The sequence below is a fragment of the Desulfuromonas sp. genome, assembly GCF_002868845.1.
Taxonomy (GTDB): domain Bacteria; phylum Desulfobacterota; class Desulfuromonadia; order Desulfuromonadales; family BM501; genus BM501.
In genome coordinates this window covers 15,359-38,534 of sequence record NZ_PKUB01000009.1, presented here as the reverse complement: position 1 = coordinate 38,534, position 23,176 = coordinate 15,359, and the positions used below count along the sequence as shown (strand labels likewise).

Here is a 23,176-nt window from a genome sequence, read left to right as displayed (position 1 = left end):
CGAGTGCCCGTCAACCTTTGGCGGGAGTATATCCGTATTGGCCGAGGAATTCTGCTTTGAAGGCGGCAAACTCGTTATTCTCGATGGCCTGCCGGGTCCGGCTCATCATGTTCTGGTAAAAGCGGACATTGTGGATCGCCGCGAGGATGGCGGAGAGGATTTCGTTGGCGTTGTACAGGTGGTGCAGGTAGGCCCGGGTAAAGTTGCTGCAGCAGTAGCAGTCGCAGGCGGCGTCGACGGGGTAAAAATCGCGGCGATAGCGGCGGTGGGTGAGGCGGATCTTGCCGCGGCTGGTGAAGAGGGTGGCGCTGCGGGCGTAGCGGGTGGGGATAACGCAGTCGAACATGTCCATGCCCCGCTCGACGCTCTCGAGGATGTCCTCGGGAAGCCCGACCCCCATCAGGTAGCGCGGCTTGTTCTCGGGAAGAAAGGGGGCGGTGTATTCGACCACCTGCTTGAGCAGGTCGAGCCCCTCGCCGACGCTCACCCCTCCGACCGCGTAGCCGGGGAAATCCATGGCGGTCAAGGCCTCGGCGCACTGGCGGCGCAGGTCTTCGTAGATCCCCCCCTGGACGATGCCGAAGAGGGCCTGGTCCGACCGGCGGTGGGTCTTGAGGCATTCTTCAGCCCAGCGCAGGGTCTTCCTGATCGATGTGGCGGCATAGTCGTGAGTCGCAGGGAAGGGGATGCACTCGTCGAAGGCCATGATGATGTCGGCGCCGAGGGCGTTCTGGATGGTCATGGCCTCGGCGGGGCCGAGAAAGATCTCCTCGCCCGTGACCTCGTGACGGAAAAAGACCCCCGTGTCGGTGATCTTTTTTTTCGGCAGTGAAAAGACCTGGAACCCGCCGCTGTCGGTGAGGATCGGCTTGTCCCAGTTCATGAACCGATGAAGGCCGCCGGCTTTTTCAACCAGCCCCTCGCCCGGCTTGAGATGAAGGTGGTAGGTGTTGGAAAGAATGATCTGGGCGCCGGTCTCGTCCACCTGGGTCGGGGTCATCGCCTTCATCGCTGCGTGCGTGCCGACGGGCATGAAAACCGGCGTCTCGATGACTCCGTGGGGGGTGGTCACACGGCCCCGGCGTGCGGCGCTGGTGCGGTCGGTCGTCAAAAGGTCGAAACGAAACATGGGCGGTTCCAGAAATGGTGAGTGGGGACGATGGTTGCGGTCCTGCTTTGCGAAACGAGCTGGGCGAGAACTCTAGCAGAAACGGTAACCTTTGGCAACGAAGGGTTTTAGAGGGAAAGATCGCGTTCCGAGGGGAGGGCAAGGGGGGTGGGAACCCGGTCGAATAGGAGGAGAACAGGGTTTTACAAGGTGCATACTGTATACATATTTTGGTTGACAGCGGCGCTCTGCGGATGGTAGATAAACTCAGTTTTGTCCTGCCAAAGGGCCAGGGTGTTGTGTGTCTCGCTGGTCTTGGCGGGGCCCTTGTATTCAAGTCAATGTCACTTTTTCCCAAGGAGAGAAAAGATGCAGAGTTTCAGCAGTTGGCGGGGACCACCGGTGGTGGATTGGAGATGTCCAGGCGGAAGCGTGGGAACCATTCCCTCGCCCCGGCTGTGAAGGGAGCCTTTGCATACGGCTCAAAACGGTACATCACCGACCCTGATAGACTCTTGAATTTCATTCCAAGGGATTAAAATTATGCTACTTACGAATAGTTCTGTGGGCAGAAAGATCTTGATGGCCTGTACCGGCCTGATCTTGATCAGCTTCATCATCGTTCATCTGCTCGGTAACTCATCGATATTTGCCGGTCCCGACGGCATCAACGCCTATGCGGAGCACCTTCATGCCCTCGGGCCCCTGGTATGGATTTTCCGGCTGGTCATGCTTGCTGTCTTTGCCCTGCACATCGTTATGGGCGTCCAGCTGACCCTGGAAAACCGCGCCGCCCGCCCCGGCAGCTATGTACAGAAGCAGAACCTGCGCACCACCATCGGCGCCCGGACCATGATCTGGTCCGGCCTCGTTCTGCTGATCTTCCTGATCTACCACCTGCTTCACTTTACCGTGCAGGTATCCAACCCGGAGATTTCGGCCCACAACCTGCCGCTCGACGCCATGAACCGGCTCGATGTCTTCTCCATGGTCGTCCTCAGTTTCCAGAAGCTGTTCATCGCCCTCGTCTACGTCGCTGCCATGGTCTTCCTCTTCCTCCACGTGAGTCACGGTTTTGGCAGCTTTTTCCAGACCATGGGGTGGAACAACGACCGGACCATCGACGGGATCGGGATGGCCAGCAAGGCCTTCGGTTTTGTGGTCCTTCTAGGGTACATTGCCATCCCCGTCCTCATTATCGTGGGCTTCGTCAAAATTTAGGGAGATTTCATCGTGATATTAGACGGAAAATGTCCTACCGGACCTATCGAAACTTCATGGGATCGTCACCGTTTCGAATCGAAACTGGTGAACCCCGCCAATAAGCGCAAGTTCAAAGTCCTCGTTGTCGGCACCGGCCTGGCCGGCGGCGCCGCCGCCGCGACCCTTGGCGAGCTCGGCTACAACGTCGAGGCGTTCTGCTACCAGGACAGCGCCCGGCGCGCCCACTCGATCGCCGCCCAGGGCGGGATCAACGCCGCAAAGGCCTACCCGAACGACGGCGACAGCATCTACCGCCTCTTCTACGACACCATCAAGGGCGGCGACTTCCGGGCCCGCGAGGCCGACGTCTGGCGTCTGGCCCAGGTGTCGAACAACATCATCGACCAGTGCGTCGCCCAGGGTGTGCCCTTTGCCCGCGACTACGCCGGTTACCTGGACAACCGCTCTTTCGGCGGCGCCCAGGTTTCCCGGACCTTCTACGCCCGCGGCCAGACCGGCCAGCAGCTGCTGATCGGCGCCTACCAGGCCCTTTCCCGCCAGGTCAAGGCCAAAACCGTCAAGCTCTTCGAGCGCCGCGAGATGCTCGACCTGGTCGTGGTCGACGGGGTTGCCAAGGGGATCACCTGCCGCAACCTGGTCAGCGGCGAGATCGAGTCCTACTGGGGCGACGCCGTGGTGCTCGCCACCGGCGGCTACGTCAACGTCTTCTATCTCTCGACCAACGCCATGGGGTGCAGCGTCACCGCCGCATGGAAGGCCGCCCGCAAGGGCGCTTACATGGCCAACCCCTGCTACACCCAGATCCACCCGACCTGCATTCCGCAGACCGGCGACCATCAGTCGAAGCTGACCCTGATGTCCGAGTCGCTGCGTAACGACGGCCGCTGCTGGGTGCCCAAGAAGAAGGCCGACTGCGACAAGGCCCCCGGCGACATCCCCGAAGGTGACCGCGACTATTACCTGGAGCGCAAGTACCCCTCCTTCGGCAACCTCGCCCCCCGCGACATCGCCTCCCGCGCCGCCAAAGAGCAGTGCGACGACGAGCGCGGCGTCGGCCCCGGCAAGCGCGGCGTCTACCTCGACTACCAGACCGCCATCGACCGGGTCGGCGAGAGCACCATCCGGGAGCGCTACGGCAACCTCTTCCAGATGTACGAGAAAATCACTGACGAGAACGCCTACAAGCAGCCGATGCGCATCTACCCCGCCCCCCACTACTCCATGGGCGGGCTGTGGGTCGACTACAACTGCATGAGCAACGTCCCCGGTCTCTTCGTCCTCGGCGAGGCGAACTTCTCCGTCCACGGCGCCAACCGCCTCGGGGCCTCCGCCCTGATGCAGGGTCTGGCCGACGGCTACTTCGTCATCCCCTACACCATCGGCAACTACCTCGCCACGGTCAAGCCCGGCGTCGTCAAGGACGACCATCCCGCCTTCAAGAAGTCGGTGGAAGAGGTTAAAGCCCATATCAAGAAGCTTCTCTCCATCAACGGCAAGAAGACGGTCAGCGAACTGCACCGCGAGCTGGGCAAGGTCATGTGGGAAAACGTCGGCATGGCCCGTTCCGACGCCAGCCTGAAAAAGGCCCTCAAGCGCATCCCCCAGATTCGCGACGAGTTCTGGAACAACGTGAAGGTCACCGGGAACGCCGATGAGACCAACCAGCAGCTCGAGAACGCCGGCCGCCTGGCCGACTTCCTCGAGTTCGCCGAGATCATGACCAAGGACGCCCTGCACCGTGAGGAGTCCTGCGGCGGCCATTTCCGGACCGAGCATCAGACCGATGACGGGGAAGCCATGCGCGACGACGAGAATTTCACCTACGTCGGCGCCTGGGAGTTCAAGGGGGTCGGCAAGGAGCCCGAGCTCCACAAGGAGCCCCTGAAATTCGAAAATGTCAAACTTGCCGTGAGGAGTTATAAATAATGAATCTGACACTGCACGTATGGCGCCAGAAGGGCCCCAACGCGAAGGGGAAGATAGAGCAGTACGAGGCGAAGGATGTCAGCCCCGACATGTCTTTCCTCGAAATGCTCGACGAAGTCAACGAAGACCTGATCAAGAAGGGGGTCGAGCCGATCATCTTCGACCACGACTGCCGCGAGGGAATCTGCGGCATGTGTTCCCAGGTCATCAACGGCATCCCCCACGGTCCCGAGGAGGAGATCACCGTCTGCCAGCTGCACATGCGGCGTTTCAAGGACGGCGACCACGTCTTCATCGAGCCGTGGCGCTCCCGGGCCTTCCCGGTCATCAAGGACCTGATGGTTGACCGCGGTGCCTTTGATCGCATCATCCAGTCCTACGGCTACACCTCCGCCCACACCGGCGGGGTGCCCGACGGCAATGCCATTCCCATCGCCAAGACGGCCGCCGACGAGTCGATGGACGCCGCCGCCTGCATCGGCTGCGGGGCCTGCGTCGCCGCCTGCCCCAACGCCTCGGCGATGCTCTTCGTCGCCGCCAAGGTTTCGCACCTCGGGGTCCTGCCCCAGGGCGAGGTCGAAGCCGCCCGCCGGGTCCGGGCCATGGTGGAGCAGATGGACGCCGAAGGCTTCGGCAACTGCACCAACCACTACGAGTGTGAGGCCGCCTGCCCCAAGGGGATCAAGGTCAAGTTCATCGGTCGTCTCAATCGTGAGCTGATGAAGGCCCTGCCCAAGGGCAAATAATAATAATCAAGGGGTCGTCTCCGGGAGACCCCTTTTGCTTAGCTCGCATGGAAACATGCTCTGGGGCGAAGGGTCATTCCTTCGCCCCTTTTTTTCGTGCGGAAGTTTCAGTGGACTAATTATCGGCCCCGGGGAGGTGAGGTATGGGTGGCGCACCCGAGCAGTTGCGAGCGGCAGAGTTCTCTTCTTTGATCTTTCGTCTGGAATTTTTGGACGATTTCCATCTGACCGAGGAAGCCTTGTTGCGAATGCGGCGCGATCTCCGGCAGGCCGCCCGTTCAGCCCTTGATATGGAGCCGGGAGGTCGGGAGAGGTTGGCCCTTCTCTTTGAGCCCCCGCTGAGTTCAGATCCGGTCGCACTTCGCCGGTTTCAGCGGCCGGGGCCCCCCTTCGTCATACATCCGCCCGGTTGCGGATTTCCCCATGATTTTGAAATGGGCGATCAGCTGGAATTGCCGGTACTGTTCTGGGGGAACGGGCGGCACCTGGTGGAAGCCTTTGCCAAAGCCCTGAGGGCGCTCGGGCCGGTCGGCTTTCACAGAGGACAGGGGCTCTTCGACCTGGTGGCGGTTGAAGCCGTGGCTTCCGGCGGGGAGAAGGTAAGGATTTGGGACGAGGGGCAGAGGATCGGACGTTGGGTCCTTCCGATTCAAGATGCCCTGTGGTGGCTCGAGGTTCAGGATGACCTGGCGGAGAATGTGGCCATGGACTTTGTCACACCCGCCCGCGTGATGTCCCAGGGACGGCCCCTCTTCCGGGCCAGTTTCTCCCAAATATTCCCCTTTCTGCTGCGCAGGGTGACCTCCATGCTTTTTGCCCATTGCGACCTGGAGGTCGTCAGCGATTCAAGCCCTCTCCTGGCTTCAGCCCGGCAGGTGGAGGTTTTGGAAAGCACCCTGGCCTGGCGGGACTGGCGGGTCCTGGGGGAAGGAGTGAAAGAGCAGGATTTGGGGGGACTGGCCGGATCGATGATTCTGGGGGCAAAGAGCCTCGGGGAGGTCGACTGGGTGCTGAGGCTCGCCTCTCTGTTCAATATTGGCAAGGGGGCGGCCTACGGAGCAGGCCACTTCTCCCTTTCCGGTCGTTCCGCCAGCCGCTAGTGTCCTCAGGTCATGGCTTCTTATGAAGGATGGCGTACGGCTTTTTGCAGGACTTGAAAGCCTCGTAAACCGCGTTATACTTCATTAAAATAGAACATCACTTCGGGGGGAGCTGCCATGACAAATGTGTGGGACGAGCGAAAAAAGGCCCTGGAAAACGAGTTTATCTACAAGCAGGAGAAAGAAAAAATTCAGAAGATGAAGGAGACCGCACGGGAGCAGGTTGTTCGGGAGTGCTGCCGTAACCGTTGCCCCAAGTGCGGGGATCCCATCGACCCCCTGACCTTTCGCGGGGTCCCCCTCGACAAGTGTCCCGGGTGCGGTGGGGTTTGGTTGGGGCCCCGTGATCTGCAGCTGCTCGCCGAGAAGGACCATCGAACCTGGTTCGACAAATGGTTCAAAGGGGAAAAAGACTGAGAGACGGATATATGGTTCAAGGCGGCGGGAATTCCCCGCCGCCTTTTTGTCTTCTGGTCTGGCATAGGGCCCAAGTTGCCCCGTTGTCCTGCCCTGATAGACTGATAAGTGCCCGATATGTCAACCCACTTGTCTCGCCGGCGGAGAGAATATGAATAAAAACGCCTGGAAACAGGTCTTTTTCATCCTCCTGCTGATCCTGGTGTTCAATTACCTGTATGTGACATTCGCGCCCCGGGAACCGACCCTGGTCGCTTCCATCAGTTACAGCCGATTTAAACACGAGCTGAGACAGGACAACCTCCTCGAGGTCACTTTTCAGGGGACGGCCATTGCCGGGAAGTTCAGGGAGGCTATCCTGGTCGGAGACGCGCAGAGGGCCGTTCCCGCCCCCCATTTCATGCAATTCCAGACCACCCTGCCGCCTTTTCAAGACCCCCAGCTCCTCGCAGAGTTAGCCAGCAGGGACGTGGAGGTCCATGTCCTGCCCGAGGAGGAGCCTTCGCCCTGGGCCACGGCCTTGCTCTACCTGATCCCCTGGGTGCTGATCATCGGGGTCTGGTGGTTCATCCTGAAAGGAATGCGTAGCAAGGGGGCGGGCGGAGGCGGGATCATGGGGAGCTTTTCCAAATCGGGGGCCCATCTCTATACCCGGGAGTCCTCCAGCGTGACCTTCAAGGACGTGGCCGGGTTGGAGGAGGCGAAACAGGAACTCGGCGAGGTGGTCGATTTTTTGCGCAACCCGGACAAATTCACCCGCCTCGGCGGGAAGGTGCCCCGCGGCGTCCTTCTGGCCGGACCGCCGGGGACAGGAAAGACCCTGATGGCCAAGGCGGTCGCCGGGGAGGCGGGGGTTCCCTTTTTCTCCATTTCCGCCTCCCAGTTTATCGAAATGTTCGTGGGGGTTGGGGCCAGCCGGGTCCGGGACCTTTTCAACAATGCCAAAAAGAATTCCCCCAGCATCATCTTTATCGATGAACTCGACGCCGTCGGCAGGGCCAGGGGGACCGGTCTCGGGGGGGGGAATGACGAGCGGGAGCAGACCCTCAACCAGCTTCTGGCCGAACTCGACGGCTTCGAGACCCACGAAGAGGTCATTGTCATGTCGGCCACCAACCGGCCCGACGTTCTCGATTCGGCCCTGTTGCGCCCGGGGCGCTTCGACCGGCAGGTTGTCCTCGACCGGCCCGACTGGCGGGCGCGCCTCGGCATTCTCAAGGTCCACACCCGTCGCATTCCTCTCGGCGATGACGTCGATCTGGAGTTGATCGCCCGCGGCACCCCGGGGATGTGCGGGGCCGACCTTGAGAACCTGACCAACGAGGCCGCCCTGATCGCCGCCCGGGAGGATCGGGAGTTGGTCGTTATGGATCACTTGGAACGGGCCAAGGACAAGGTGCTGATGGGTGCGGAGCGCAAACTCTTCCTTTCCGAGGAGGAGAAGCGGATCACCGCCTATCATGAAGCAGGCCATACCATCGTGGCCAGGAATCTGCCCGGTGCCGATCCCATCCACAAGGTCACCATCATCCCCAGGGGGCAGGCTCTGGGGATGACCCAGCAACTACCACAGGACGATCGCTACCACTACGGCCGGGGCTACCTCATGACCCGCATCGGGGTCAGCCTCGGCGGGCGGGCCGCGGAAAAGGCTGTGTTCGGCGAATTCTCCACCGGTGCTCAGAGCGACCTGAAGCAGGTGACGGAACTGGCGGAGAAGATGGTGTGCCAATGGGGGATGAGCGAGAAGATCGGCCCGGTCACCTTCAACCGTGGCGAGGAGCATCCTTTCCTGGGGCGGAAGCTGGCGGCGGAGAAGACCTTTAGCGAACAGATGGCCTGGCTGATCGACCAGGAGATCGAGAAGCTCATAAAGAAAGGGGAGCAGACCGCCGATATGATTATTGGTGAGAATCGTTCGGGCCTGGATGCGTTGGCAGAGGCCCTGCTGGAAGAGGAAGTTTTGGGAAAAGACCGTGTAGAAGAGGTCCTCGGCCGGGTCGAAACCGATTCCGAGACGGGAACCCGGACCTCCCCAGTGGAGGAGCGCGGTGGTTCGCATGGGCAGGTCTCTGCCGGGGAGGAATGATATGGGAGTGGTTTTCTGGATCGTTGCCGTTGGGGTTGTCGTTTTCGGCTATTTTTCCTGTCGAAAATTAAAGGACCTTGAGGAGGAGATCCGCGGCGAGTTGAGGGAGTGTGTCTCGAGTGAACCAGAAACAGAGATCGTAAAGGACGGTTCAGACGGTGGTGGTGCCGAGGCCGCAGGGCCTGAATCCGACCGCGAACCGCCTCCGATAGTTGTCCCAGAGGACCCGGTCCAGACGACCATCGAGGAACGTATCCTGGAGGTCTTGCGGGAGCACCCCGGCATCTTGCAGACCGATCTGTATCCGCTCTTTCCCAACGAACCCCGGCGGCGCTTTCAGGGCCTTCTTCGGGAGATGGATGCCGCCGGGGCTCTCAGCCGAATCCGGGAGGGCGGAACCTTTCGGCTCCATCCCGGAAAGTAAGAAAAAGGAATGCACAAAACGCGCAAAAGGTGGACCGAAATCCGCCGCTCTATAACGCAGATCCGGCCAGGAGGCGGGAAGGGGCGCAAAGATTGACGATCTGAGAATCGGGCGTGGTATTCCCCTGTTTTGAGCTTTGCATCACAGGTCTGCGTCCCCAGGGGAAAACATTTCGTTTGGGTTGAAGGACATAAAAAAGCCCGCGGCACGCCGCGGGCTTTTTTATGTCCGTTGGGGCAGGGTTACTTGCGGGCGAGATTGTAGAAAACATCCCGGCCGGCGAAGACGGCCACGTCATCCAGCTCGTCCTCGATGCGCAGCAGCTGGTTGTACTTGCACACCCGGTCGGTGCGGCACAGGGAGCCGGTCTTGATCTGGCCGGCGTTGGTCGCGACGGCGAGGTCGGCGATGGTGGTGTCCTCGGTCTCGCCACTGCGATGCGAGACGACGGAGGTGTAGCCGGCGCGTTTGGCCATCTCGATCGCCTCGAGGGTCTCGGTGAGGGTGCCGATCTGGTTGACCTTGATGAGGATGGAGTTGGCGATCCCCTTCTCGATCCCTTCCTTGAGGATTTTGGTGTTGGTGACGAAGAGGTCGTCGCCGACGATTTGGATCTTGTCTCCGAGCTTCTCGGTCATCAGCTTCCAGCCGTCCCAGTCGTTCTCGGCCATGCCGTCTTCGATGGAGATGATCGGATAACGCTCGACCAGGTCCTCGTAAAAGGCCACCAGTTCGGCGGCGCTCTTCTTCGGCTGGGCCTCGTTCGCCAGCAGGTAGGTGCCGTCCTCGTAGAGTTCGCTGGAGGCGACGTCGAGGGCCAGCAGGACATCGTTGCCGGGCTTGTAGCCGGCCGCTTCGATGGCCTCCATGATGACCTGCAGCGCCTCCTCGTTGCTCCCGAGGTCGGGGGCGAAGCCGCCCTCGTCGCCGACTGCGGTGTTGTAGCCCTTGGCCTTGAGGACGTTCTTGAGGGCGTGGAAGATCTCGGCGCCCATGCGGAGGGCTTCGCTGAAGGAGCCGGCCCCGGCAGGCATGATCATGAATTCCTGGATGTCGACGTTGTTGTCGGCATGCTCGCCACCATTGATGATGTTCATCATCGGCAGAGGCAACTCTTTGGCGTTGGTCCCTCCCAGGTACTGGTAGAGGGGCAGACCGGCTTCCTCGGCGGCCGCCTTGGCGCAGGCCAGGGAGATGCCGAGCAGGGCGTTGGCTCCGAGGTTGCTCTTGAAATCGGTGCCGTCCATGTCGAGGAGCTTGCGGTCGATGTTCGCCTGGTCGGAAGCGTCCCATCCGATGAGGGCGTCGGCGATCACCTCGTTGACGTTGGTGACGGCTTTCTGGACACCTTTGCCCAGGTAGCGGGATTTGTCGCCGTCGCGCAATTCAAGCGCCTCTCGCTCGCCGGTCGAGGCACCGCTCGGTACCGCAGCCCGGCCCATGGCCCCGCTCTCCAGAAGAACTTCCACCTCGACGGTGGGATTTCCACGCGAATCGAGAATCTCTCTGGCGTGAATATCGACAATTTCGCTCATGACAACCCCCTTGTAGAAAAAAATTGTCCCGGGTCTCCCCGGGTTGTCGGACCTATTTATAACATAATGGGGTTAAATGAAAAGCCCCTTTTCGCCATTCTGCGGTTTTGCAACGTGTGAAAATAATTGCTTTCGACGAGCTGCGATGATAACATTTAAAGCTTGAATTGCTGCCCAAACCAAGGATAGCTTTTTGAATAAGAGCAACACCCCGGGGCGTTTTGCCGCCGCCGACCAAAAATTGGCCAACCTTCTGTTTGGCCAACAGAATGCCAACCTGAAGCAGATTGAACGGCTTTTGGGTGTGCGCATCGGTTCCAAGGGATGTGAAATTCATATCCAGGGGGAGCGGTTTCAGGCGCATCTGGCCCAGCGGCTGCTGGAGGAACTCCACGGCCTGTTGCAGGAGGGCTATCCTCTTTATCCGGCCGACATCGGGTATGCCCTGCGCATTCTAAGCGCCGATTCCAATGCCCGCCTCAAGGATATTTTTCTCGACACCATCTTCATTTCGGCCCGGAAAAAGATCATCACCCCAAAGAGCCTGGCGCAAAAGACCTATATCGACGCCATCCGGACTAACGACGTGGTTTTCGGAATCGGTCCGGCGGGAACGGGAAAGACTTATCTTGCGATGGCGATGGCGGTTTCCTGCCTGGCCAAGAAGGAGGTCAGCCGCATCGTGCTTGTGCGTCCGGCGGTCGAAGCGGGAGAGAGGCTCGGTTTTCTCCCCGGGGATATCGCCGAGAAGGTCAACCCGTACCTGCGCCCTCTGCACGACGCGTTGTTCGACATGATGGACTTTGAGAAGGGGCAGGCACTGATCGACAAGGGGGTGGTAGAGGTGGCTCCTTTGGCCTTTATGCGGGGGCGTACCCTGAACGACGCCTTCGTCATTCTCGACGAGGCTCAGAACACCACCGCGGAGCAGATGAAAATGTTCCTGACCCGGCTCGGCTTCGGAAGCCGAGCCGTCGTTACCGGTGATGTCACCCAGATCGATTTGCCATCCGGGCGTCTCTCCGGACTCGTTCAGGCCGTTGAGGTCCTCAAGGGGGTCAAGGGGATTCACCACAACTTTTTTTCCGACCGCGACGTGGTCCGTCATCCTATCGTGCAGAGCATTGTGCAGGCCTACGAAAGGGCTCGCTCGTCATCCGTAAAAGTGAAGACCGATTGATGACCAGGAATGATCGCAAGCAAGAACCCGGTGGACGCAAGACACGGAGGTCTTCGTCCGCCGTGAGGCGTTTTCTCTTCTTGGGAGAGCGCCAGCAGAGGCATTTGCTCTTGGTTCTGCTCGCTCTGGTTCTTACCGTGATTATCATTCCCAAGGGGGGGTTCGTTCCCGACTATTATCAGCCGGGGGATATCGCCTCGCGGGACATCAAGGCCCCCCGGGAAATGCTCGTCGCGGACCAGCCCCTCACTGAAAAAAAGCGGCTTGAAGCCGAAGAGGCTGTTCTCCCCCTTTACGATTTCGACCCGCAGACCGGCCAGGAAATCCCCGGCAAGATCGAGGCGGCCGTCAGCAGGCTTCAGGGCGGCCTGTTGGGAGCCGCAACAGAGAACCTGGTGGAGGATCTTCAGGGTCTTCTGGGGGTCAGCCTTGAAGATTCCGAAATGGGCGCTTTGAGGGCCTTTGCCGTGACTCCTGCCGGTCAGGAGGCTCTCCCGGCGGAGGCGACACCCGAGGCCAGTGAACGACCTGCGGTCGAACAACCAACCGGATCCGACGCGGCAAAGCCCGGTCCCGATCCCCTTTCGGGCCTGCGCCAGGCGATGGTTCAGACCCTGGGGCGCAAGGTTGTAGGCAACCTCCAGCTTTTCCAGGCCGATCGTTCTAGAGGGGTTATCATTCGCAACCTGGTCAGCCGGACCGAGGCCGAGGGGAACAACCTGGAGAGCGTCATCGGGTTGGGCGACGCCCAGGACCTGTTGCGTGACAGGCTGAAGCAGATTGAAGGCCTGTCGGACGATCAGCGCAGGGGAGTGACCTCCCTGGTTCAGAAGCTGCTGCGGCCCAACCTGACCTTCAACAAGAACGAGACCGAGGATCGCAAGCGCCAGGCGCGCGAGGCGGTCAAGCCGGTCCTGTTTCAAGTCAAGAAGGGCGAGATGATCGTCCGGGAGGGCGAGCGGGTCAACGAGGGGCAGATCAAAAAGCTCAAGGCCCTGAGTCAGCTGGGCAACCATTACAGCACCCTGAGGACCGGCGCCGGGCTGTTTCTCTCAATTCTGCTGCTGTCTTTCGTCGGACACCGGTTCGCCCGGCGCAATATCCGGAAGTACCATCCCAACACCCGGGATCTTCTGTTCCTGGTCACGACCTTCATCGGGCTGTTCGGCCTCATCAAGCTCGCTATATTTATCTCCACTGCGCTGGAAAGCGCCTTCCCCTACGTCGATTCGGCGAGCTACTACTATCTCTTCCCCTTTGCCGTCGGGACCATGCTGGTGAGGATCGTCCTCAACTCGGAAGTGGCCCTTGTTTTCGCCCTCGTCTCTTCGCTGCTCATGGGCGTGCTGTTCGGCAACAGCCTTTTCATCGCCATCTATGCCCTGGTCGGAAGCATGACCGCGGCTCACTGGGTTCGGCACTGCAAGGAGCGCACGACTCTCTACAACGCAGGGCTGAGGCTCTCGCTCATCAACGCTTTGCTGATCCTGGGCATCCATCTCCTGGCGGGACGGGCCTTCGACGTGCAGCTGCTCTACAAGCTCGGCTTCGGTCTGGCGGGCGGTCTGTTCTGCGCGGTGGTCGTCACCGGGACCATTCCCCTCGTGGAACACCTTTTCAAGTACACCACAGACATCAAGCTCCTCGAGCTGGCCAACATGAACAAGCCGGTTCTTCGGGAGTTGATGATTCAGGCCCCGGGCACCTATCACCATTCCATTATCGTGGGGAACCTTGTGGAGACGGCGGCCGAGGCGATCAACGCCAACCCCCTTCTGGCGCGGGTGGCCGCTTACTATCACGACATCGGCAAGATTCGCAAACCCCTGTATTTCGTTGAAAACATGGGCGGAGGGGAGAACAAGCACGACAAACTCGCTCCCTCCATGAGCGCCCTTATTCTCATGTCTCACGTCAAGGACGGTGTCGAAACCGCTCGGGAGAACAGGCTCGGTGAATCCCTGGTCGATATTTTACGCCAGCATCACGGGACCGCGCTGATCAAGTTCTTTTTCGACAAGGCCAAGAATAACGAGGACCCCGAGGTTCAGCAGGTCAACGAGAGGGATTATCGCTACCCCGGGCCCAAGCCCCAGACCCGCGAGGCGGCTCTTATCATGCTCGCCGATGCGGTGGAAGCGGCCAGCCGGACCCTGCCTGACCCGACCCCCGCACGCATTCAGGGCATGGTTCAGAAAATTATCAACAATATCTTCATCGACGGCCAGCTCGACGAATGTGAGTTGACCCTGAAGGATTTGCACAACATCGCCAAGAGTTTCAACCGTATTCTGGCGGGGATTTTCCATCATCGCATCGATTACCCCGAGCCGGCCTACAAGGGGCGGGAAAACGAACCTGTCAGGAAGAAGAACGTTGATGATCCACATCGAGAACAGGCAAAAGAACCTAAGGTTAAAGACCCAGGCCCTGGAAAAGGTGGCGGGGAGGATCTTAAGCGCCTTGGGATGTCCTGACGCCGAGATCTCTGTCGTCATCGTCGACGATGAGGAGATCCGGAGCCTCAACCGGGACTACCTCGGGCGGGACCGTGCCACCAACGTGATCTCCTTCGCCATGCAGGAGGGGGAGGGGGCCGGGCTTCATCCCGAGGTGCTCGGAGACGTGGTGATTTCCGCAGAGACTGCGGACCGGCACGCCCGGGAAGCGGAGCTTCCCTTCGAGAGCGAACTCTATTTTCTGCTGCTGCACGGCACCCTGCACCTGCTGGGATTCGACCACGAGCGGGGAAGCGCCGAAGAGGCGAGGCGCATGGAGGCCAAGGAGGAGGAGGTTTTTGACCTTATTCGTGAGGAATTCCTGCCTGCCTGAACTGGCGCCGAGATGAAGCCCACCAACTGGTTGGAGAGCGTTAATTGCGCCATCGATGGCGTGATATGGGCCGTCCGTACCCAACGGCATATGCGCTATCACTTTTTCGCCGCCATGGTGGTACTTCTTCTTGCCATGTGGCTGCGGGTTTCGGCCCTCGAATTCACTCTGCTCGCCCTCGCCGCCACCCTGGTGCTCTGTGCCGAACTGGTCAACACGGCCCTTGAGGTGGTCGTTGACCTTGTCTCGCCCGACTACCATCCCTTGGCTCGCCGGGCCAAGGACGTGGCGGCCGGCATTGTCCTTGTGGCCAGCGTCGGTGCCGTGGTCATGGGCTACCTGATCCTCTCCGGGCATCTTTTCCCGAGCCTGAAAGGTGAAGAAGAAGGGGCCTGGCAGGCCCCGGGGGAACTGGCGATCGTGTCGCTGCTGGCGGTGACGATCGTGGTGGTTCTGCTCAAGGCCCGCAGCGGGGGCGGGGCTCCATTGCACGGAGGGATGCCGAGCGGTCATTCCGCCATGGCCTTCTGCATCGCCACCGCAATGATGCTTTCCGGGGCGGGTACGCTTCTGTCGCTGATGGCCATATCCCTGGCTGCCATGGTCAGCCACAGCCGGCTGCTCCTGGGAATCCATTCCCTGCGGGAAGTTCTGGTCGGCGGCGTCCTCGGCATCATGGTCCCCCTGATCTTCTACCTGTTCCTGGGCTGACGAGGACCTTCGGCCCCGGGGCCGTTACTTTTTTCATTTTTAAGGAGGAGGTTTTTGGACGACGACAGTTCCAACGGTAAAACCGGGGCCTGGTTGCAGGAGTTGCAGCGGGTCCTTTTCGGCCGCCGGCGGGTCCTGACGGAAAAGGACCTTCAGGAGGTCATCAGCGAGTCTGAAGAAGAGGGGATCATCAACGAGGATGAGGGGGACATGCTCCACTCCATCTTCGAGTTCGGCGAGACCATTGTGCGGGAGATCATGGTGCCTCGCACCGACATGGTCTGCTGCAGCATCACCACTTCTCTGGATGAACTGGTGGAGGCCATATTGACCTCCGGGCACTCTCGGATCCCCGTTTACGAGGGCTCCGCTGACCGGATTGTGGGACTGGTCTATGCCAAGGACCTTTTGAAATACTGGGGGAACAGGGCCCAGGATATCTCCGTCGGTGAGGTCATGCGCACTCCTTACTTTGTCCCCGAGACCAAAAAGATCGAAGAGCTGCTCCAGGAATTTCGCACCAAGCGGGTCCACATGGCTATTGCCGTCGATGAGTATGGCGGCACCTCGGGCCTGGCGACTATCGAGGATCTCCTCGAGGAGATCGTCGGGGACATCCAGGACGAATACGATCTGGAGGAGTCGTGGCTGCAGGATGAGGGCGACGGAGCGGTTCAGGTCGATGCCCGCCTCAATATCGAGGAACTGGAGGAGCATTTCGGAATCCACATTCTACGGGAAAAATTCGACACGGTTGGCGGTTACCTTTTCCACCTCCTTGGGCACGTGCCCCGGGCCGGGGAGGAGATCGGGGACGGCGGCCTGGTCATGACCGTGTTGGAGTCGGACGAGCGAAAAATTCACCGGGTGCGGATTCGTCGGACGGACCAGAGCCTCCCGGAGCAGGGGGAGGGCTGATTTCCATGGGTCGTTTTCTTCCCGATCGCACCAGCTGCCTGGCCCTTTTATCGGGCCTGCTGCTGGCCATGGCCTTCCCGCGTCCCGATGTCGCCAGCCTCGCATGGGTCGGGCTGGTGCCGCTATTTCTTGTCATGGACCGGCGCCCCTTTCGCAGCGGCTTTGTCGCCGGAGTCGGCTTTTTCGGCCTGGTCCTCTATTGGCTGAACATTGTCATGACGAACTACGGGAAGCTCCACCCGGTGTTTTCCGTCGTCGCATATCTGCTCCTGGTCGGCTATCTGGCCCTTTTTTTCGGCGCCGCCACCTGGGCCTCCTGCCGCCTGAAAGAAAAACTCGACCTGTCCCCCGTCTGGACTCTGCCGGTGTTCTGGGTGGGCCTCGAGTTCCTGCGTTCTTTTCTGCTGACCGGTTTCCCTTGGGCCACCCTCGGTTATTCCCAGCAAAGTCACCTTCACATCATCCAGTCGGCAGACCTGTTCGGGGTCTACGGCCTCAGTTTCCTCCTGGTGCTGAGCAACGGGGTTCTGGCCAGCTGTGCACGGTCCCTGTGGGAGCGGCAGCCAGGATATCTTCCCTGGCCGGCCCTGGTCCTGACGGTCTGCCTTTTTGCAGGCAATCTCGGGTACGGTCACTTTCGTCTCGGACAGGGGCTTGACGACAGGAATAAAACCCTGCAGACATCCCTCGTCCAGGGGAACATCGACCAGTCGGTTAAATGGGATCCTGCCCACAAGGCCTCCACCGTGAGCACTTATGGCCGGCTTTCCCGGCAAGCCGCCGCCGACGGTCCCCTCGATTTGATCGTTTGGCCGGAAAGCGCGACTCCTTTCTATTTTCAGAACGGGGGGCCCCTCTCTGCCAGGGTCGAATCGGTCGCTCGAGGAACCGGGGCCCACTTGCTCTTCGGCAGCCCCGCCTACGAGGTGCTCAATCGCCAGAACCGTTACCTTAACAGCGCCTTTCTCCTCTCCGGGGAGGGCCGAGGACTCGGGCGAAGCGACAAAGTGCACCTGGTTCCCTTCGGAGAGTATGTGCCCCTCGGGCGCTTTCTGCCCTTTATCGACAAAATGGTTGTCGGAATCGGCGACTTTTCCCCCGGCGCGGTCAGCCCCCTTCCCCTGAACGGAGAGAGTCTCGGGGTTCTGGTCTGCTTCGAGGGGATATTCCCCGAATTGGCCCGTGATTTTGTTCGGCAGGGGGCCGATGCCCTGGTCAACATTACCAACGACGCCTGGTTCGGCCGTTCTTCGGCCCCTTTTCAGCATCTGGCCATGACCCGCTTTCGGGCCGTTGAGAACCGGGTCTGGGTCGCTCGGGCCGCCAACACGGGAATCACGGCCTTTATTGCACCCTCGGGCCGCATCTCAGAGCGCACGAAGTTGTTCGAAACGGCCTTTTTGAACGGTTCGATCGGCCTCGGTGCCGATCCGACTCTTTACAATCGGATCGGAGACCTCGGCCCCGTCCTTTGCCTTGTGCTGGGGCTGTGGTGGCTGGTCCGGACCCGGCGCCGGCTTGCCATCCCCTGAAGAGGCCGAGGCGCAGCGGCCGATGGGGAGGGAGAAATGTGCATCGAGGCTTGTTCTGGCCGCGCCGACTCGTTATAATCCCCACGTTTTGATCGATTTGATAAAGGAGAGTTGCCATGTTTCGCGAGGAGAATGAAACCCTGAAGGATCTCCAGCTCAAGCTCGAAGAGCTGAGGGGGTATCTTTGACATAGACGCCAAGAAAGAGCGCGTCGCCGAACTGGATACAGAGAGCGCCAAGCCCGATTTCTGGGATCAGGGCGAAAAGGCCCAGGATCTTCTCAGGGAGCGGACCTCTTTGCAGAAGCAGGTGGAGACCTGGGAGGGGGCTTTCGGGCAGCTTGAAGACCTGCAGGTTCTTGTGGAGCTGGGGGGAGAGAGCGAGGACCAGGCGTCCCTGGACGAGGTTCGAGATGTGCTGCCGTCCCTGGAGAAGACCGTGGCCCGGATGGAGTTCGCACGGATGCTTTCCGGCGAGCACGACGCCAATAGTGCCATCCTCAGCATCAACGCCGGCGCCGGCGGGGCGGAGGCCCAGGACTGGACCGAAATGCTGTTGCGCATGTATCTGCGCTACTGCGAGAAGAAAGGGTTCAGCACGGAAATAACCGATTATCAGGATGGGGACGTGGCTGGGATCAAGGGGGTCACCATCGCTGTCCAGGGAGACTATGCCTACGGCTACCTGAAGGCAGAAATGGGCATCCATCGCCTTGTTAGAATCTCCCCTTTCGATGCCAGCGCCCGGCGCCATACCTCGTTCGGTTCGGTATTCATCTTTCCCGAACTCTCCGACGAAGTCGACGTGGAGGTCAGCGAGAAGGATCTCAAGGTCGATACCTACCGCGCCAGCGGAGCGGGCGGTCAGCACGTCAACAAAACCGATTCGGCCATTCGTATCACCCACATCCCCACAGGCGTCGTTGTCGCCTGCCAGAACGAGCGCTCCCAGCACAAGAACCGGGCGGTGGCGATGAAGCAGCTCAAGGCCCGGCTTTATGAAATGGAAGTGCGCAAGAAAGAGGAGGAAGCCGCGGTCCTGACCGGTGAGAAGAAGGATATCGGTTGGGGAAGCCAGATTCGCTCCTACGTCCTGCATCCCTACCGGATGGTGAAAGACCATCGCACCGGTTTCGAGGTCGGCAATACCGATGCGGTGCTCGATGGCGACTTGGACGGATTCATCGAGGCATACCTGCTGCAGAAGAAATGATCTTTACCCTGCCGAGAGGTTTACGGATGCAAAATCTGATTATTTTCAAAAGGCTGCTGGCGATTTTCGCGGTCGCTTTCCTCGGTCTGTCCAGCGGTTGCTCCGACGAGAGCAACGGTGACCTGACGCCGCCGGAACTGACGCTCGATAAAACCGGCGAACGTTCGACCCTGGTTCGATTTGTCGACCTCGCCGGAGACGTGGAAGAGGGGGCGGCCGTGGATGTCAGGATAGAACCCGACGCCACCGTCGGAGAGGTCGATCAAAGCGAACAGGGGCGATGGACGTGTTCTCTGTCGGACCTCGATGTCGGGACCAGCACCGTCATCGTCTCGGCGGAGGATGAGGCGGGGAACCTCTCCAGTCTCACCTTTTTTCTGACCTACGACGGGTTCGCCCTGGACGAGTTGGTCTCGCCGACGGTGGAGAGGGCCCAAACCCTGACCGGGACCTACGATCCTTACAATGTGGGCTCGATCCAGGTTGCCTTGAAGGGCGAAGAGCCCGGGGCGGCCGATCTTGAAAGTTCCGACGGCACCTGGTCGTTTTTGCTTGAGGGGCTTGCCGACGGTGAAAACAAGGTCACCCTCGAGGCATTCGAGGACGAAAATGCGACGAGTTCCCTGCGCTCCCTCAAGGTGGAAATAACTGTTCAGGCTGTGACCATAGACGTTGTCGACGATCTCACCAATCAGTCGGAGCAGACCATCAGCGGCTCCTTCGACCCCTCTCAGGTGGATGCCGTTCTGGTGAAGATCGACGGGGGCGAAGAGCTGCCGGCGACCGTGCAGGACGGCGGCTGGAGCTACCTTGTCGCCGGGCTGGACGAGGAAGACACCTACGATGTCTCTGTTGTCGCGAGAAAGGACGGGCAGAAGGTCGTGACCGAAAAGACGGTCATCACCCTCGACCTGACCGCCCCCTTCGCGGAGGAGACGAACCCCAGGGAGGGGGCCGTCGATGTCGAGGCGGAGACGGACATCAGCGTTCTGCTCAGCGAGTCCCTCGATCCGGACACCTTTGGGGAGAGATCCCTTGTGATGGTGGACGCAGGAGGGAACGAGGTCGATGGGCAGGCCGCGTACAGCGAGATATTCCGGGTCGCCATCTTTACCGTCGCTGAAGGTCTCGCCCTGGACAGCGGCACAACCTATACGATGAGTTTCGGCGAGGGGATCACCGATCTCGCAGGGAATCCGCTGGACGATTTCTCCTGGTCCTTTACAACGGCCGAAGGCTCTCCCTGAGGGGCCGGCGTTCGTTGGGTATCTGATCCCCCGAGGAAATTTTCAATGGCCGTTCGAGGGGTGCCCGCCGTCCTTGTTAGACCTTGACTTGCCTACCCCCCCGGTATAAGGTACGTCCCCGGATAAATCCGGACGAAAGGTGTTGGAATCTATGGAAGAACGCAATGAACTGGTGAGACAGCGCCTCGCAAAGATCGAGGACCTTCGCGGCCAGGGGCTCAACCCCTATGCCAACGATTTCCCCGTCAGCCATACCACCGCGGATGTCCTCTCCGCCCATGAGCAACAGGATGACGCCGCTCTGGAAGATTGTGCCGATCGCTACGTCCTCGGCGGGCGCATCATGGCCCGGCGCGACTTCGGCAAGGCGGCCTTTATCCAGCTCCAGGACCGCAACGGTCGCCTCCAGATCTATGTGGCCCTCAATCAGGTCGGGGCCGAGGTGTTTGAGCAGTTTCGCAAACTCGACCTGGGGGATATCGTCGGCGTAGCCGGGACCCCCTTCCGGACCAAGACCGGCGAGCTTTCCCTGCGCGCCGAGACGATCCGTATCCTGACCAAGTCGATGCAGCCCCTTCCCGAGAAGTGGCACGGGTTGACCGACGTGGAGACCCGCTACCGCCAGCGTTATCTCGACCTCATCGTCAACGCGGAGGTCCGGGACGTGTTCCAGAAGCGCAGCCGCATCATCAGCCTCATACGCGACTTCATGGTGGGGAACGATTTCCTCGAGGTCGAAACGCCCATGATGCAGCCCATTGCCGGAGGGGCGACGGCCAAACCCTTCACCACCCACCACAATACCCTGAAGATGGACCTCTTCCTGCGCATCGCGCCGGAACTCTACCTGAAGCGTCTTGTGGTCGGCGGGTTCGATCGGGTCTTCGAGATCAATCGCAATTTCCGCAACGAGGGCATCTCCATACAGCACAATCCCGAGTTCACCATGATGGAGTTCTACCAGGCCTATGCCACCTACGCCGACCTCATGGATTTCACCGAAAGACTGATCTGCCACGTGGCCCAGGAGGTTGTGGGCAGTCTCGTCTTTAACTACGGCGGAAAAGAAGTCGATCTCACCGCCCCGTGGGACCGCCTGACGGTGCGTGAGGCGATTGCCAAGTACGGCGATATCTCCATTGATGACCTCGAAGACCGGCAGGCATGCCTTGACTACGCCGGACGTCTGGGGCTGGAGCTGGACAAGGCGATCGGCCACGGCAAGCTACTCACCGAGCTTTTCGATGCCGTTGCCGAACCCAACTTGTGGAACCCGACCTTTATCACCGAATACCCCACCGAGGTGTCGCCCCTTTCGAGAAGAAATGACGCCAATCCGGACGTGGTCGACCGCTTCGAGCTGTTCATCGTCGGGCGGGAGCTGGCCAATGCGTTCTCGGAGCTCAACGATCCCGTCGACCAGAGGGAGCGCTTTCTCAAGCAGCTGGCCGAGAAGGAGGCCGGCGACGAAGAGGCCCACGCCATGTACGAGGACTACGTCCGCGCCCTGGAGCATGGTCTGCCGCCCACCGCCGGCGAAGGGATCGGCATCGATCGTCTGGTGATGCTGCTGACCGACGCGCCTTCGATCCGCGAGGTCATTCTCTTTCCCCAGTTGCGGCCGGAAACCAAGTAAGCCTCCCCGTTCCGCCCACGCCGAAGGAGACCCATGGGTTACGAGTGGTTCGTTAGCCAGCGCTATCTGCGGGCCAAGCGCAAACAGACCTTTATCTCGGTCATTTCCTTTATCTCCATTGCCGGGGTGACCCTGGGGGTGGCCGCGCTTATCGTGGTCCTTGCGGTTATGACCGGTTTCCACGACGGTGTGCGCAAGCAGATCCTCGGGAATATTCCTCACGTCCTCGTGCAGAAGCACGGGGGGGAGATCGCCGAATATCCCGAGGCCGTCTCCCGTGTCAGCGATTCTTCTGCTCATGTCATCGGGGCCTCGCCCTTCGTTTCCAAAGAGGCCATGCTCCTGTCCCGAGGCAACGTTGCAGCCGTCAGCGTCAAGGGGCTGGAGCGGGGCAACAAGGTCTTTCAGCAGCCCTTCCTGACAGTCAGGCAGGAGAATGTCGAAGAGCTGCTCTTCACTGAGGCAGAAGGGATGCCGGGCATTGTTATCGGCCTGGACACCGCCACCACCCTCGGTGTTGCAGTGGGCGACCCGGTCAACGTGATTCCCCCCATGTTCACCATCACCCCCTTTGGAATGATCCCGAAGATGAAACCCTTCCGGGTCGTCGGGATTTCCCACCACCGGGGAGGATTCCTCGATACTTTTTACGCTTATGTCTCACTGTCCGAGGCGCAGCGTTTCTTCGATGCCGAGGGGGTGGTGTCGGGCATCGAGGTGGAGGTCGATTCCTTTGACCACGCGAACCTGGTCGCCTCAGAACTGCGCGAGCAATTCGCCTATCCCTTCGTGGTGCGCTCCTGGGAGGATCTCTTCGGTTCCTTCCTTTCGGCGCTGCGCCTGGAAAAGCTCGGCCTGTTCATCGTCCTCGGCATCATTGTCCTTGTCGCCGCCTTCAACATCGCCACAACCCTGATCATGGTGGTGATGGAAAAACACAAGGATATCGCAGTCCTCCGGGCCATGGGGGCGACCGCCAATAGCGTGATGAAGATTTTCGTTCTGGAGGGGCTCATTATCGGCACTGTGGGGACCGCCCTCGGGACGGTGCTCGGACTGCTCCTGGCGAAAAACGCCGACCCCATTATCAAGGGGCTGGAAGGCCTTTTCGGAGTCAAGATCTTTGATCAGTCGGTTTACGGCATGGAGCACTTCCCTTCCGTGGTCAACCCCGGCGACGTGGTCATGGTGACCCTGGTGGCCATGACCATCTCTCTGCTGGCGACGATCTATCCGGCCTGGCGGGCGGCGAGGATGGACCCTGCCGAGGCGTTGCGATACGAATAGCCGTTTGGTGGGAGCGGTTGGGGTGGCAAAGACGGGACCGACTCGGGAAAAG

Annotated in this window: 19 protein-coding genes; 17 read left to right on the top strand and 2 right to left on the bottom strand. The window is 60.3% G+C overall.

The genetic code is table 11. From position 1 onward, the window contains the following. Positions 1-10: 10 nt before the first annotated feature. The gene (gene tgt / locus C0617_RS02360; RefSeq protein WP_291315415.1) at positions 11-1,129 is read right to left on the bottom strand and encodes a tRNA guanosine(34) transglycosylase Tgt; all 1,119 of its coding nucleotides are present in this window, start codon (positions 1,127-1,129) and stop codon (positions 11-13) included. Between the two features lie 522 nt (positions 1,130-1,651). Here tgt and C0617_RS02355 point away from each other — a divergent pair. The 7 genes from C0617_RS02355 (at position 1,652) to C0617_RS02325 (ending at position 9,034) form a co-directional block, all read left to right on the top strand. After that, positions 1,652-2,329 (top strand): succinate dehydrogenase cytochrome b subunit, encoded by a 678-nt coding sequence (locus tag C0617_RS02355; RefSeq protein WP_291315414.1) that lies wholly within the window; start codon positions 1,652-1,654, stop codon positions 2,327-2,329. A gap of 12 nt (positions 2,330-2,341) precedes the next feature. After that, entirely contained in the window at positions 2,342-4,258 is a 1,917-nt protein-coding gene (locus tag C0617_RS02350; RefSeq protein ID WP_291315413.1) for a fumarate reductase/succinate dehydrogenase flavoprotein subunit, read from the top strand. Continuing rightward, positions 4,258-5,004, top strand: a complete 747-nt coding sequence (locus C0617_RS02345) for a succinate dehydrogenase/fumarate reductase iron-sulfur subunit (RefSeq protein ID WP_291315412.1) — start codon at positions 4,258-4,260, stop codon at positions 5,002-5,004. Before C0617_RS02350 ends, C0617_RS02345 begins: the two co-directional genes overlap by 1 nt. Before the next feature lie 434 nt (positions 5,005-5,438). Then, the gene (cas6, locus tag C0617_RS02340) at positions 5,439-6,104 is read left to right on the top strand and encodes a CRISPR system precrRNA processing endoribonuclease RAMP protein Cas6 (protein WP_291315411.1); all 666 of its coding nucleotides are present in this window, start codon (positions 5,439-5,441) and stop codon (positions 6,102-6,104) included. Between the two features lie 117 nt (positions 6,105-6,221). Next, entirely contained in the window at positions 6,222-6,521 is a 300-nt protein-coding gene (locus C0617_RS02335) for a zf-TFIIB domain-containing protein (protein ID WP_291315410.1), read from the top strand. A 151-nt stretch (positions 6,522-6,672) separates the two neighbouring features. Further along, on the top strand, positions 6,673-8,610 hold the full coding sequence (ftsH, locus tag C0617_RS02330; protein ID WP_291315409.1) for an ATP-dependent zinc metalloprotease FtsH: 1,938 nt from the start codon (positions 6,673-6,675) through the stop codon (positions 8,608-8,610). A gap of 1 nt (position 8,611) precedes the next feature. Next, positions 8,612-9,034: a hypothetical protein gene (locus C0617_RS02325; RefSeq protein WP_291315408.1), complete on the top strand. Its 423-nt coding sequence runs from the start codon at positions 8,612-8,614 to the stop codon at positions 9,032-9,034. A gap of 242 nt (positions 9,035-9,276) precedes the next feature. On the opposite strand, the gene eno is transcribed toward C0617_RS02325, so the two are convergent. Next, the gene (eno, locus tag C0617_RS02320) at positions 9,277-10,569 is read right to left on the bottom strand and encodes a phosphopyruvate hydratase (RefSeq protein ID WP_291315407.1); all 1,293 of its coding nucleotides are present in this window, start codon (positions 10,567-10,569) and stop codon (positions 9,277-9,279) included. Positions 10,570-10,762: 193 nt separating this feature from the next. Here eno and C0617_RS02315 point away from each other — a divergent pair, with 193 nt between their 5' ends. The 10 genes from C0617_RS02315 to C0617_RS02270 all read left to right on the top strand — a co-directional run bounded on the left by C0617_RS02315 (position 10,763) and on the right by C0617_RS02270 (position 23,124). Further along, a complete protein-coding gene (locus C0617_RS02315; protein WP_291315406.1) occupies positions 10,763-11,749 on the top strand; it encodes a PhoH family protein in 987 nt (328 codons plus the stop codon). 62 nt (positions 11,750-11,811) lie between these two features. Then, positions 11,812-14,226: an HDIG domain-containing metalloprotein gene (locus tag C0617_RS02310; RefSeq protein WP_291315405.1), complete on the top strand. Its 2,415-nt coding sequence runs from the start codon at positions 11,812-11,814 to the stop codon at positions 14,224-14,226. Continuing rightward, complete coding sequence (ybeY, locus tag C0617_RS02305; RefSeq protein ID WP_291315404.1) at positions 14,129-14,581, top strand: rRNA maturation RNase YbeY; 453 nt, start codon at positions 14,129-14,131, stop codon at positions 14,579-14,581. The genes C0617_RS02310 and ybeY overlap by 98 nt, the downstream gene beginning before the upstream one ends. 12 nt (positions 14,582-14,593) lie before the next feature. Next, positions 14,594-15,292, top strand: coding sequence for a diacylglycerol kinase (locus C0617_RS02300; protein ID WP_291315403.1), 699 nt, complete (start codon positions 14,594-14,596; stop codon positions 15,290-15,292). A 54-nt stretch (positions 15,293-15,346) separates the two neighbouring features. Continuing rightward, positions 15,347-16,210, top strand: coding sequence for a hemolysin family protein (locus tag C0617_RS02295; protein WP_291315402.1), 864 nt, complete (start codon positions 15,347-15,349; stop codon positions 16,208-16,210). A 5-nt stretch (positions 16,211-16,215) separates the two neighbouring features. Then, entirely contained in the window at positions 16,216-17,742 is a 1,527-nt protein-coding gene (gene lnt / locus C0617_RS02290; protein WP_291315401.1) for an apolipoprotein N-acyltransferase, read from the top strand. A 116-nt stretch (positions 17,743-17,858) separates the two neighbouring features. Next, positions 17,859-18,954, top strand: a protein-coding gene (gene prfB / locus C0617_RS02285) for a peptide chain release factor 2 (protein ID WP_291315400.1) whose coding sequence is annotated in 2 segments (ribosomal slippage) — positions 17,859-17,927 and positions 17,929-18,954 — 1,095 coding nt in all. Because the reading frame shifts where the segments join, the coding sequence is not laid out codon by codon here. Between the two features lie 26 nt (positions 18,955-18,980). Further along, positions 18,981-20,201, top strand: coding sequence for an Ig-like domain-containing protein (locus tag C0617_RS02280; RefSeq protein ID WP_291315399.1), 1,221 nt, complete (start codon positions 18,981-18,983; stop codon positions 20,199-20,201). A 151-nt stretch (positions 20,202-20,352) separates the two neighbouring features. Further along, entirely contained in the window at positions 20,353-21,837 is a 1,485-nt protein-coding gene (gene lysS, locus C0617_RS02275) for a lysine--tRNA ligase (protein ID WP_291315398.1), read from the top strand. A 33-nt stretch (positions 21,838-21,870) separates the two neighbouring features. After that, positions 21,871-23,124, top strand: a complete 1,254-nt coding sequence (locus C0617_RS02270) for a lipoprotein-releasing ABC transporter permease subunit (protein ID WP_291315397.1) — start codon at positions 21,871-21,873, stop codon at positions 23,122-23,124. Positions 23,125-23,176: the final 52 nt, after the last annotated feature.